This window comes from Shimia sp., from assembly GCF_039969785.1.
GTDB lineage: Bacteria > Pseudomonadota > Alphaproteobacteria > Rhodobacterales > Rhodobacteraceae > Shimia.
The window spans coordinates 244,623-256,770 of record NZ_JBDVNC010000004.1 but is presented as its reverse complement, the minus strand read 5'-3'; the positions used below and the strand labels follow the sequence as shown (position 1 = coordinate 256,770).

Annotated in this window: 10 protein-coding genes; 8 read left to right on the top strand and 2 right to left on the bottom strand. The window is 60.4% G+C overall.

The features are described 5' to 3' along the window. The first annotated feature begins 30 nt into the window (after positions 1-30). The 6 genes from ABJI08_RS01625 (at position 31) to rarD (ending at position 7,091) form a co-directional block, all read left to right on the top strand. Entirely contained in the window at positions 31-1,101 is a 1,071-nt protein-coding gene (locus ABJI08_RS01625; RefSeq protein ID WP_348400083.1) for an alcohol dehydrogenase family protein, read from the top strand. Continuing rightward, positions 1,098-1,994, top strand: a complete 897-nt coding sequence (locus ABJI08_RS01620) for a homocysteine S-methyltransferase family protein (RefSeq protein WP_348400082.1) — start codon at positions 1,098-1,100, stop codon at positions 1,992-1,994. The genes ABJI08_RS01625 and ABJI08_RS01620 overlap by 4 nt, the downstream gene beginning before the upstream one ends. Then, complete coding sequence (locus tag ABJI08_RS01615) at positions 1,995-3,005, top strand: helix-turn-helix domain-containing protein (RefSeq protein WP_348400081.1); 1,011 nt, start codon at positions 1,995-1,997, stop codon at positions 3,003-3,005. A 70-nt stretch (positions 3,006-3,075) separates the two neighbouring features. Next, a complete protein-coding gene (locus ABJI08_RS01610) occupies positions 3,076-5,526 on the top strand; it encodes an FAD-dependent oxidoreductase (protein ID WP_348400080.1) in 2,451 nt (816 codons plus the stop codon). 68 nt (positions 5,527-5,594) lie between these two features. Continuing rightward, complete coding sequence (locus tag ABJI08_RS01605; RefSeq protein ID WP_348400079.1) at positions 5,595-6,101, top strand: transposase; 507 nt, start codon at positions 5,595-5,597, stop codon at positions 6,099-6,101. Positions 6,102-6,182: 81 nt separating this feature from the next. Next, a complete protein-coding gene (gene rarD, locus ABJI08_RS01600) occupies positions 6,183-7,091 on the top strand; it encodes an EamA family transporter RarD (protein WP_348400078.1) in 909 nt (302 codons plus the stop codon). Between the two features lie 2 nt (positions 7,092-7,093). Here the strand turns inward: rarD and ABJI08_RS01595 are convergent, their stop codons facing one another. Then, the gene (locus ABJI08_RS01595; RefSeq protein WP_348400077.1) at positions 7,094-7,813 is read right to left on the bottom strand and encodes an SGNH/GDSL hydrolase family protein; all 720 of its coding nucleotides are present in this window, start codon (positions 7,811-7,813) and stop codon (positions 7,094-7,096) included. A 3-nt stretch (positions 7,814-7,816) separates the two neighbouring features. After that, positions 7,817-8,227 carry a nuclear transport factor 2 family protein gene (locus tag ABJI08_RS01590; protein ID WP_348400076.1) on the bottom strand — a complete coding sequence of 137 codons (411 nt, stop codon included), beginning with the start codon at positions 8,225-8,227 and terminating at the stop codon, positions 7,817-7,819. A gap of 102 nt (positions 8,228-8,329) precedes the next feature. Between ABJI08_RS01590 and ABJI08_RS01585 the strand changes: the two genes are divergently transcribed. Beyond that, positions 8,330-8,983: an RluA family pseudouridine synthase gene (locus ABJI08_RS01585; protein ID WP_348400075.1), complete on the top strand. Its 654-nt coding sequence runs from the start codon at positions 8,330-8,332 to the stop codon at positions 8,981-8,983. A gap of 127 nt (positions 8,984-9,110) precedes the next feature. Further along, positions 9,111-12,032 carry an error-prone DNA polymerase gene (locus ABJI08_RS01580; RefSeq protein ID WP_348400074.1) on the top strand — a complete coding sequence of 974 codons (2,922 nt, stop codon included), beginning with the start codon at positions 9,111-9,113 and terminating at the stop codon, positions 12,030-12,032. Positions 12,033-12,148 lie beyond the last annotated feature (116 nt).

Sequence of the window (12,148 nt, the reverse complement as noted above, 5' to 3'; positions counted from 1 at the left end):
TGTATTTGTCGGTGATTTGGAGGAACCTGTATGACCATTGTCGCGACCATGAAAGCCGTTGTCCTGATTGGTCACGGTGGACCCGAAATGCTTCAGTGGCGCGAAGATATCCCGGTGCCGGTTCCCGGCGCCAACGAGGTGCTGGTACAAGTTTCGGCGGCGGGTATGAACAACACCGATATCAATACCCGTATTGGCTGGTATGCGCCCGAAGTCACCGGGGCCACGGATCAGACCGTGGATCAGGAGGTTGAAAGCGGTGGCTGGGATGGCGCATTGCAGTTCCCGCGTATTCAGGGTGGTGACTTGTGCGGGCGCATTGTGGCGGTGGGAAATGATGTCGACATGGCGATTGGCACGCGGGTCACGGCGCCGCTTTGTCTGCCGCGTCCCACGTTGGACAACCCGGTTGGGTTGAAAGTGATCGGGTCCGAGATGGACGGGGCTTTTGCGCAATACTGCGTGCTGGAGGCGCGTGATGTTTTTGATGTGCGGGCTTCGCCGCTGAGCGATGTCGAGATCGCGGCAATTCCTTGCGCCTATGGCACGGCCGAAGGATTGTTGATGCGCGCCGGCGTCCGTAAAGGGCAGAACGTTCTGATCACCGGGGCGTCCGGTGGGGTGGGCATGGCGGCGGTGCAGCTGGCATGTCTGCGCGGCGCAGTGGTCACTGCCATCACTAGTCCGGCCAAGGCCGAGGCGGTGCGGGCGGCAGGTGCCAGCCACATTCTTGAACGTGGGGCGGTGCCGCAAAAAGCCAGCTATGACGTGGCGATTGATGTGGTCGGAGGCGATAGTTTTGGCGATTTGATCCGCGCGTTGCGTCCGGGCGGGCATTATGCCGTCAGCGGTGCCATTGCAGGCCCGATTGTGGCGGCTGACCTGCGCGAGATTTATTTGCCGGACATCACGCTGCATGGTTCCACCTATCAGCCGCCCGAAGTGTTCGAGCGGTTGGTTAAGTTGATGAATGAAGGGGCGTTTCGACCGTTGGTGTCCAGAACCTATCCTTTGCGCGATATCGGGCGGGCGCAGACGGATTTCATGTCAAAAACCCTTCCGGGTAAGCTTGTTCTGATCCCTCCACAGGAGGGCGCATGACCAAAGTTGTTCTGAAGGACGGCGGTTCCGGGCAGGAGTTGATCCGCCGATCCGCCATGCCGCCGCATCCGTTGTGGTCGGCCAAGGTGATGATGGAAGAACCGGACATTGTGCAGGGCGTGCATGAGGATTTCATCCGGGCCGGGGCGCGGTTGATCACGCTGAACACCTATACGGCGACACCTGAACGCCTGGCGCGCGAGGGCGTGCCGGAGATGTTCGAACCGCTGCAAAGCAAGGCGGTTGAGCTGTTGCGCGCCGCGCGTCACGCCGTGGGCGCAGAGGGCGTGCGCATTGCCGGATGTCTGCCGCCGCTGCATGGGTCGTACAAGCCCGACATGTCGCGCGGGCATAATGACCTGCTGCCCGCCTATCGCGAGATCGCAGACATTCAGGCAGAGGCCAGCGACGTCCTTTTGGGCGAAACGCTGTCTTCTGTGGCAGAAGTGACAGCTGCGGCGCAGGCAGGTGTGGAAACCGGGGTGCCTACTTGGGTGGCGATCAGCCTGAGCGATGATGACAGCGCAAGTTTGCGATCTGGCGAGCCGTTGACCCGCGCGCTGGACGCGTTAGAGGGGTCGGGGGTGGCCGGGGTCATGCTGAACTGTTCACGCCCCGAGGTGATCACGGCCAATATCGCAACTTTGCTGGCGCGCAGCTGGCCGGTTGGGGCCTATGCCAATGCGTTCACCGGGATTGCCGCGCTGGAGATTGGCGGCACCGTGTCGGAGCTGAAGGCGCGTCAGGACATGACACCAGAGGGCTATGCGGATTTTGCTATGGGCTGGGTTGCCTTGGGGGCGGCATTGGTCGGGGGGTGTTGCGAGGTCGGGCCTGACCACATTGCGGTGCTTGCGCAGCGCTTGCGCCAAGGCGGATATGAGGTGGTGTGAATGACCGCGACCATGCCGTCAGCGGCCAGTGAGGCGCAAAAGCTGTTGCAGTTCGACATTTATGCGGCTGAGGGTTTCGTGCTGATCGAACTGGCCGGGTTGCTGGAAGTGCTGTCGATTGCCAATCGGGTTGGTGCCGGGCCGGTGTTTGAATGGCACTTTTATTCGGCTGAGGGGGGACCGCTGCGCAGCAAGACCGGAGTTTTGCTGGAAACCGAAAAGGTGCCGACGCGGATCAGCGCGGATTACCTGTTTGTTCTGGGCAATTCGAACCCGGATAATCCGGCGTTGTCCGTGGGCAAGCTGGTATTGGATTACACGTTTCGTGGCGCGCAGGTGTTTTTGTTGGCCGAAGCCGCAAGCCGCTATATCCGGGAGCATGGTGAACGCCACGGACATCTGACAACCCATTGGGAAAACAGCGCTTTGTTTCGGGAGCGGCAGGGCGGTTTTGAGGCTGGTTCATCGCTGGCTGCGGAAGACGGGCGGGTTGTGACCTGTGCCGGGATGGGCGCGACAATTGATCTGGCGCTGTGGTTGATCGGGCAGCATGTGCCTGCGGGTCAGCAGATGACCACTGCGGATATTATGCTGCACGAACGCATTCGCGACTTTTCGACCGAGCAGCCGTTTGGCGGCGTACATGGCAGCGAAACCGGGGATGCGGCGCTGGACCGTTGTATCGAGCTGATGCGGGCCAATATCGAGGACCCATTGCCCATCCAAGAGATCGTGCGCCTGCTGGGGGTTTCAAGCCGGTCGCTGGAGCGGCGGTTCCGGGCGTTGCTGAACGCAACCCCAAACAATTTTTATCGAGAACTGCGCATGGTGCGAGCCAATACATTGTTGATGAACACCACCATGAGCGTGCGTGAAATTGGCCTGGCCTGTGGGTTCAGCAATGGGTTCAGCGGGTTGTACAAAAGCTTTTATGGCATCACGCCAGTTGCGCGGCGGCGCGCGAACCGACGAAACCGGCCTGCAGCGCGGAGATTATCGCAAGATGGGTGACGTTTTTGGCACATTTTCTGACGCATGACCGTGGCAGGCTGTGCGCAAATCAGGACGACAGGAGAGCATGATGTCTGATCTTCCCAACAAGGCCCGCGTGGTCATTATCGGTGGTGGTGTCGTGGGGTGTTCGGTGGCCTATCACCTGACCAAGCTGGGTTGGCAGGACGTGGTTCTGTTGGAGCGCAAGCAATTGACCAGCGGCACAACATGGCATGCGGCGGGGTTGATCGGACAGTTGCGGGCGTCATCGAACATGACCAAGCTGGCACGCTATTCAGCCGAGCTGTATCAGGGGTTAGAGGCGGAAACCGGTGTGGCCACAGGGTTGCGTCAGGTCGGATCGGTGTCTGTGGCGCTGACGGATGAACGGCTGGAGGAGCTTTATCGCAACGCGGCGATGGCGCGCGCGTTTGGTGTGCCGGTTGAGGAATTGTCGCCCCGTGAGGTCAAAGAACGTTATGAGCACGTCAGTCTTGAGGGCGTGACGGGTGGCGTGTGGTTGCCCACTGATGGACAGGCGGACCCGGCCAATATCGCGCTGGCGCTAGTCAAAGGCGCGCGTCAGTGTGGGGCGCTGATCAAGGAACGCACCAAAGTCTCTGGCATTGTGCGCAAAGGCCGGCACGTGACGGGCGTCGACTGGATCAGCGATGATGGACAGGCGCAGGGTCACATTGCCTGTGACATGATCGTCAATTGTGCCGGTATGTGGGGACATGAGGTCGGCAAAATGGCCGGAGTAAACGTGCCGCTGCATGCGTGCGAGCATTTCTATATTGTGTCCGAACCAATTGCCGGGCTGAGCCAGATGCCGGTGCTGCGGGTGCCGGATGAATGCGCCTATTACAAAGAAGATGCGGGCAAAATGATGCTGGGCGCGTTTGAGCCCAATGCCAAGCCCTGGGCGATGAAGGGCATTCCTGAGAGTTTCGAGTTTGACCAGTTGCCCGAGGATTTTGACCACTTTGAACCCATTCTGGAATGGGCAGTGGAGCGGATGCCAATGTTGGGCACAGCAGGGATTCACACATTCTTTAATGGACCTGAATCGTTCACACCGGACGATGCCTATCACCTTGGGCTGGCGCCTGAGATGGACAATGTCTGGGTCGCTGCCGGGTTCAACTCGATCGGTATTCAGTCGGCCGGGGGGGCAGGCATGGCGCTGGCACAATGGATGGAAGACGGGCAAAAGCCGTTTGACCTTGGCGACGTGGATGTCAGCCGGATGCAGCCCTTTCAGGGCAACAAAACCTATTTGTTTGAGCGCTCAAAAGAAACGCTGGGTCTGCTATATGCGGATCATTTCCCCTATCGTCAAAAGGCCACCGCGCGGGGCGTGCGGCGCACTCCGTTTCACCACCATCTGAAAGAACAAGGTGCGGTGTTTGGCGAGATTGCCGGGTGGGAGCGTGCCAACTGGTTTGCCAATGCGGGGCAGGACCGGGAATACCAGTATAGCTGGAAGCGTCAGAACTGGTTTGAAAATGCCGCCGCCGAGCACCGGGCGGTGCGTGAAAACGTGGGCATGTATGACATGTCGTCCTTTGGTAAGATCCGGGTTGAGGGACCAGATGCGGAGGCATTTCTGAACTATGTGGGGGGCGGAGACTATTCGGTGCCCATTGGCAAAATCGTCTATACGCAATTTCTGAACGCACGCGGCGGGATCGAGGCGGATGTGACCGTAACCCGGTTGAGCGAGGTGGCGTATCTGGTGGTAACACCTGCCGCGACCCGATTGGCGGACCAGACATGGATGATGCGCCACAAGGGTGATTTCCGGGTGGTGATCACCGATGTGACAGCGGGCGAAGCTGTGCTGGCGGTGATGGGGCCAAATGCGCGCACGCTGCTGGAAAAAGTGTCGTCGGCGGATTTCAGTAACGCGGTCAATCCGTTTGGTACGGCGCAGGAGATCGAGCTTGGTATGGGTCTGGCGCGGGCGCATCGGGTGACCTATGTCGGGGAACTTGGTTGGGAGCTGTACATGTCGTCGGACATGGCGGGGCACGCGTTTGAGACACTGTTTGAGGCCGGGCAGGACGTGGATCTGAAGCTGTGCGGTATGCATATGATGGACAGCTGCCGGATCGAGAAAGGGTTTCGCCATTTTGGTCATGACATCACTTGCGAGGATCATGTGATTGACGCGGGTTTGGGTTTTGCCGTGAAGACGGACAAGGCGGATTTCATTGGTAAGGATGCGGTGTTGGCGCGCAAAGAGAGCGGGCCGGAAAGCCGGATTGTGCAATTCCGGCTGACAGACCCGGAGCCACTTTTGTACCACAACGAGCCATTGATCCGGGACGGCGAAATTGTCGGTTATCTGAGTTCCGGGAATTACGGTCACACACTGGGGCGCGCGATCGGGCTGGGATATGTGCCCTGCAAAGGCGAAAGCGCGGGGGATGTTCTGGCGTCGACATATGAGATTGATGTGATGGGGACACGGGTGCGGGCCGAGGCTTCGCTGCGTCCGATGTATGATCCCAGGTCGGAGCGGGTGAAGGTCTAAGACGGGTCGGACAAGATTGCCCGACCTACGTTGAGGTTGCGTTAACCAAGGTGTGTTCACAATGGGGTATGCCAAAATACAGACGTGATAGAACGCCCGGGGGCACGTGGTTTTTCACGGTTTGCCTGCGCGACAGAGCCAGCGATTTGCTGACCCGGAACGTGCCGGTGTTGCGCGAATGTGTGGCCGGGACAATGATAACGCAGCCCTTTAAGGCGCGGGCATGGGTCGTATTGCCCAACCGTATGCACTGCATTTGGACATTGCCACAGGGGGATGCGGATTTCTCAAACCGGTGGAAGGCCATCAAGGGGCGGTTTTCACGCCGGATGCCGGATGAGGCAGCATTTGTACGGGCCGCGCGACGGCCGAGAGAGAAAGGGATCTGGCAGAACCGGTTCTGGGAGCACCGGATACGCGACGACGACGATATGCGCGCACATATGTGGTTTGTGCATCAAAGCCCTGTAGAAGCGGGGCTGGTGCGGCGGGCAGAGGATTGGGCCTACTCCTCGGTTCATCGGGGCCGGGTAGGTCGGACAAAATTGTCCGACCTACGACATCGCCAAATGTGATGGGCAGGCGCACAAAATGAGATGTTTCATTTGGCCATGTCGGTGCCATAACGTGCGGGTAACGATCCTGGAGATATCAGCATGGCTCAGCCCGCCCCCCGCAAAGCGGATCAAGACACGCCGGCGGGCCTGGCCTTTGCGCTGGGCGCTTATGTGTTTTGGGGGTTCCTGCCGCTTTACCTGAAACTTCTATCTCACATCCCACCGGTTGAAGTCGTTGCGCACCGGGTCATCTGGTCAGTGCCATTGGCGGCGCTGGTTCTGATTTTGCTGCGCCGGACCAGTGATCTGATGGCGGCACTGCGCAATCCGCGGGTGTTGTTGATGGGGTGTGTGACGGCGACTTTGGTGTCGATCAACTGGGGCATTTACGTCTGGTCCATCTCGATTGACCGGACGCTGGATGCAGCTTTGGGGTATTACATCAACCCTTTGTTCAGTGTGGCGTTGGGCGCGATCCTGTTGGGCGAGCGCTTGAACCGCGCGCAAATGGTGGCCATCGCCATCGCAGCTGCGGCTGTTATTGTCCTTTGGGTTGATGCCGGGTCGCTGCCTTGGGCGGCGATTGCATTGACGCTTTCATGGGGCTTTTATGCGTTTTTCAAAAAGTCGCTGCCCATTGGTCCCAATCAGGGGTTCCTGCTGGAAGTGTTGATTCTGACGATCCCGTCATTGGGGTATCTGGCGTGGCTGAATGCTAATGGCGGCGGGCATTTTGGTGGCGAGACAGCCGACACGTGGCTGTTGGTTGGAGGTGGCGTTGCCACGGCGGTGCCGCTGTTGCTCTATGCTAATGGGGCCAAGTTGTTGCGGTTGTCGACCATCGGAATTCTGCAATACATCGCGCCGACGATGATTTTTTTGGTGGCGGTTTTGGTGTTTGACGAGCCGTTCGACCGCGCGCGCATGATCGCCTTTCCGATGATCTGGCTGGCCCTGGTGATCTATTCGGGATCCATGCTGCGTCAGTTGCGGTCGTCTTCTCACTAAGATCAGGGCGCCAGCATGGCTGCGCGGATCGGTGTGGCCAGGAGCCGTGCCCAGAGCCTGTAGGCCTCGGGGTTCGGATGATAGCCGTCGCTGGCCATGAAGCGCGGTTCAAACGGAATATCCAGTGCCACATGTGTCAGTTCGGGGCGTTGGTCAGCAAAGGTGGCCAGTGTTTTGTCCAGTCGGATGGCGTGGCTGCCCAGAACCCAGCGCAGCGGTTGCGGCAGCATAGGGTATTGACCCATGGGAGGCAGGCCGGACGCGATCAGGCCGCGGGCTTGAAACTGGGTGGTCACAAGGTCCAGAAGCTCAGACTGATCACGGGACCAACGGCAGGCCGAGCGCGCGCGGGTCACGTCATTTACGCCCAGAGCAGAGACGACAATGTCAAACCGGCGTGGTCCGATTGTGCGCAGGCGACGCAACGTATCGCGGGTGGCGTCGCCCGTTTTGGCTTCGAGCCGCCAGTCGACGTGAAAGTCCTGGGCAAGCTCTGCCACCAACTGCCCCGAGAGTGCGGTGTCCTGGGTTGGCGCGCCGACCCCGGCGGCAGAGCTGTCGCCAGTGATCAGCAAACGCAGGGGCGGCCCGGTGCCGGCCTGTCCCTGACGCGGGCCGGGCGGTTCCGGCAAAAGCTGTGTGCGGCGCCGGACGTTCAGCCCTTGCAGCGCGAGTAAAGGGGCGAGCGGGGCGCGGGCGAGGATGTCAGGCGGCGGCCACATATCTTAGCCAAGCGCGTCTTTGTATTTGAGAAAACGCGGGTCTGTCATCACCCGTTTGTTCATCGCTTCGCGCAGCGCGCCGACGGATTTATAGGGGCGCATGGCGACCTCAAAAGTCTGGATCAGACCATCATTGTTCAGAGTGATCAGGTCGATGCCCACAGCGTCAAGCGCGCCGATTTTGCATTGAAACTCAAGCGCCCAATCGACACCGTCGCCCATGATCCGGCGATAGTGAAAATCGCTGAACTCCTGCCCGACATGTCCCAGAACGGCTGCGACCGGTTCGCGACCGTGCCATGTGGCCCAGTAGGTCGGCGGCATGAATGCCACGTCGGCCGCCAGAAGCGGGGCGATGTCGTGCTCATTGCCTTTGGCGACCACGTCGATCAGTTGTGCGATTGTGGCGTGCATATCGTTGTCTCCTGATGGGTGCTGCCAGCCTGACGCATGTGACGCATGAGGCAAGCATGACGTTGGGTTGCCGGTCCGCCCGTATGCGCCTATTTGGGGCGCATGACGTTTTCTTCTGATTATCATCCGCCGATGGACCCGCTGGCCGTTTTACACGAGGATAGCGATATTGTGGTGGTGGACAAACCTGCCGGATTGCTGTCGGTGCCGGGGCGCGGGCCGCATCTGGCGGATTGTTTGCTGAGCCGTATTCAGGCTGCGTTTCCAACAGCGTTGCTGGTGCACCGGCTGGATCGGGACACATCGGGGGTGATGGTGTTTGCGCTGACGCCACATGCGCAGCGGGATTTGTCGATGCAGTTTGAAAAGCGCAAGACACGCAAGACCTATGTGGCGCGTGTTGACGGGCATCTGGAGCCTAAGACCGGCACTGTGGATTTGCCCTTGATTGTGGACTGGCCCAACCGGCCACGTCAGATGGTGGATCACGAGACGGGCAAACCGGCCCTGACCGACTGGCGGGTGCTGCGTCATGGCGAGGGCGAGAGCCGGGTGCGGTTGATGCCCAGGACCGGGCGCAGTCATCAGTTGCGCGTGCATATGCTGGCGCTGGGGCATGTGATTCTGGGCGATCCGCTGTATGCCGAAGGGGCGGCCGCGCAGTTTGACCGCCTGATGCTGCATTCCGAAGAGCTGCGGCTGAACCACCCTGAGTCTGGTCGGGGCATGGGGTTTCGGGCGAAAGCGCCTTTTTGAGCGGGCGTTTGGGGCGCTGCCCCTCTGGGCGCGGGGCGCCCATTCACCCCGGAGTATTTTTGGCAAAATGAAAGGGCGGTTTGTGACTCGCAATGAGAACAAAAGGTGAATATAGTGTCAAACTGCTATGGTTGCTGAGCTTTGTATCACATCTAATTTCACCTTTCTGACCGGGGCGTCGCATCCGGAGGAATACATGCGCCGTGCGGCGATGACAGGGCTGGAGGCGATTGCCATTGCGGATGTGAACAGCGTGGCAGGGATTGTGCGCGCGCATACAGAAGGGCGCGAGATTGCCCGCAAGGTGCGGGACCGGGTGCGGTTTGATGCGGCGATGGGGTTGATCGGGCCGCCACGTCCAGAGGGGGTGGCGGCGCCAGCGCGCGCGCCGATTTATGCGGTGCCCCGGTTGATCCCGGCGGCGCGGCTGGAGTTTGTCGATGCGCCCCCGATCACGGTATTACCAGAGACCCGGCAGGGCTGGGCCAGCCTGTGCCGGCTTTTGTCCAAGGGGCGGTTGAGGTCGGAAAAGGGCAGTTGCACGCTGTATCTGGCGGATTTGCTGGATCATGGCGCGGGGATGCAGTTGATCCTGCACCCGGGGACACAGGCGCTGGCGGGGCCGTGCGGCGCGGGTGGATGGGAGACATATTTGCCCCGGTTGACGCGCCGCTTTGCGGGCCGGATGCAGCTGGGGCTGACGCCGGGATATGATGGCGAGGATGCCGCGCGGTTCCGGGCGCGGGCGGCAGAGGCGGAGCGGTTGGGTCTGCCGCTGGTGGCGACGGCGGCGCCGGTGATGCATCACGGCGCGCGACGGCGGTTGGCGGATGTGCTGAGCGCGGTGCGGCTGGGGTGTCGGGTGGACGCGCTGGGGCGCGGTGCGCTGGCCAATGGTGAACAGCGGTTGCGCAGTGCCGCCGAGCTGGCCCGCTTGTTTCAGGGCTATGAGGCGGCGCTGGCGCGGGTGGACTGGCTGGTGGCAAAATGCACGTTTTCGCTGGACGAGCTGCGGTATGAATATCCCAGCGAGGTGGCGCAGGGGGAAACCGCCAGCCAGCGTCTGCGGCGGTTGGCGCATGAGGGATTGCGCTGGCGCTATCCGCATGGTGCTCCGGAAAAGGTGCAGGGCATGCTGGAGCATGAGCTGGCGCTGATCTCTAAGCTTGGTTACGAGCCTTATTTCCTGACTGTGCGCGATGTGGTCGCCTTTGCCCGATCGCGCAATATCCTGTGTCAGGGGCGGGGAAGCGCTGCGAATTCAGTGGTTTGCTTTTGTCTGGGGGTTACATCCGTCAGCCCCGAGATCGGCACGATGGTGTTTGAGCGGTTTGTATCTGAGGCGCGCGACGAGCCACCTGATATTGACGTGGATTTCGAACATGAGCGCCGTGAGGAAGTGATCCAGCACATCTATGAACGTTATGGTCGTCACCGGGCGGGGCTGTGTGCGACGGTGGTGCATTACCGGGGTAAGCGGGCGATCCGCGAGGTGGGCCGCGCCATGGGGCTGACCGAGGACACGATTTCTGCGCTGTCGTCACAGCTGTGGGGGTTCTTTTCCGCCGCCGGGCTTGAGGATCAGCGCATGCGCGAGATCGGGCTGGACCCGAGCGACCGCCGTCTCAGACAGACCATGGAGCTGGTTTACGAGGTCATCGGCTTTCCCCGACACCTGTCCCAGCATGTCGGCGGGTTCATCATGACCGAGGGGCGGCTGGACGAGCTGGTGCCAATTGAAAACGCCACAATGGAGGACCGCACGGTCATTTGCTGGGACAAGGATGACATCGATTCACTGGGCATTCTCAAGGTGGATGTGTTGAGCCTTGGTATGCTGACCTGCATCCGCAAAGCCTTTGATATGATCGAACGTCACCACCATCTGCCGCTGTCGCTGGCGTCGATTCCACCAGAGGATCCAGTGGTTTACGATATGCTGTGCAAGGCTGACAGCGTGGGCGTCTTTCAGGTCGAGAGCCGGGCGCAGATGAATTTCCTGCCCCGGATGCGGCCGCGTAATTTCTATGATCTGGTGATCGAAGTGGCGATCATCCGCCCCGGTCCCATTCAGGGCGACATGGTGCATCCCTATATCCGGCGGCGCAATGGCGAGGAACAGGTGACGTTCCCCTCGGACGCGTTGGGCGAGGTGCTGGGCAAGACATTGGGTGTGCCGCTGTTTCAGGAACAGGCGATGCAGATTGCCATCATCGGAGCCGGGTTCAGCCCGGAAGAGGCCGACCGGTTGCGCCGGTCATTGGCAACGTTCAAAAAGCACGGCTCAGTCAGCGAATTTCACGACCGATTTATGCGCGGCATGAAGGCCAATGGCTATGACGAAGAGTTCGCGGCGCGGTGTTTTTCCCAGATCGAGGGATTTGGCTCTTATGGGTTTCCCGAAAGTCATGCCGCGTCTTTTGCGCTGTTGGTTTATGCCAGCGCGTGGATCAAATGCCACCATCCCGGCATTTTCACCTGTGCCCTGCTCAACAGCCAGCCGATGGGATTTTATGCACCTTCTCAGTTGGTTAGGGATGCGCGCGAACATGGGGTTGAGGTGCGTGCGGTTGATATCAACGAAAGCTACTGGGATAATGTGATGGAGCCGGACGGGCGTGGCGGGCTGGCGCTGCGCCTTGGGTTTCGCCAGATCCGGCGGCTGCGAGAAGAGGATGCGGCATGGATCACGGCAGCGCGCGGCAACGGCTATCTGACGGTCGAAGATGTCTGGCGGCGCGCTGGTGTGGCGCCGCATGTGCTGACCCGGCTGGCCGAAGCGGATGCATTTGCCTCGCTGGGTCTGAAACGGCGCGAGGCGTTGTGGGAGGCCAAGGCGATCACATCGGACAAGCCATTGCCGTTGTTTGCCGGGGATATGGATGGCGAGGGCATTCTGGAACCCGCCGCCCACCTGCCCGAGATGAGCGCCGGGGAACAGGTGGTCGAGGATTACGTGGCGATGCGGCTGACATTGCGGCAACACCCGGTGGCGTTGTTGCGGCATCTGCTGACGCCGGGGACCCCGAATCAAGGGTTAACTGACTGATTTACCTGAAAAGCCCTATGTCGGCAGCGCGTCGGTAACATGTCGGTATGACATCGGTGCACAAACCACGCCCGGCCCTATTAAATATGCGACCGGTGCATGTGCCATTGGGCGAA

Coding starts and splice junctions, on each gene's coding strand:
- ABJI08_RS01625 (WP_348400083.1), top strand. CDS start 31: ATGACCATTGTCGCGACCATGAAAGCCGTTGTCCTGATTGGTCACGGT.
- ABJI08_RS01620 (WP_348400082.1), top strand. CDS start 1,098: ATGACCAAAGTTGTTCTGAAGGACGGCGGTTCCGGGCAGGAGTTGATC.
- ABJI08_RS01615 (WP_348400081.1), top strand. CDS start 1,995: ATGACCGCGACCATGCCGTCAGCGGCCAGTGAGGCGCAAAAGCTGTTG.
- ABJI08_RS01610 (WP_348400080.1), top strand. CDS start 3,076: ATGTCTGATCTTCCCAACAAGGCCCGCGTGGTCATTATCGGTGGTGGT.
- ABJI08_RS01605 (WP_348400079.1), top strand. CDS start 5,595: ATGCCAAAATACAGACGTGATAGAACGCCCGGGGGCACGTGGTTTTTC.
- rarD (WP_348400078.1), top strand. CDS start 6,183: ATGGCTCAGCCCGCCCCCCGCAAAGCGGATCAAGACACGCCGGCGGGC.
- ABJI08_RS01595 (WP_348400077.1), bottom strand. CDS start 7,813: ATGTGGCCGCCGCCTGACATCCTCGCCCGCGCCCCGCTCGCCCCTTTA.
- ABJI08_RS01590 (WP_348400076.1), bottom strand. CDS start 8,227: ATGCACGCCACAATCGCACAACTGATCGACGTGGTCGCCAAAGGCAAT.
- ABJI08_RS01585 (WP_348400075.1), top strand. CDS start 8,330: ATGACGTTTTCTTCTGATTATCATCCGCCGATGGACCCGCTGGCCGTT.
- ABJI08_RS01580 (WP_348400074.1), top strand. CDS start 9,111: ATGGTTGCTGAGCTTTGTATCACATCTAATTTCACCTTTCTGACCGGG.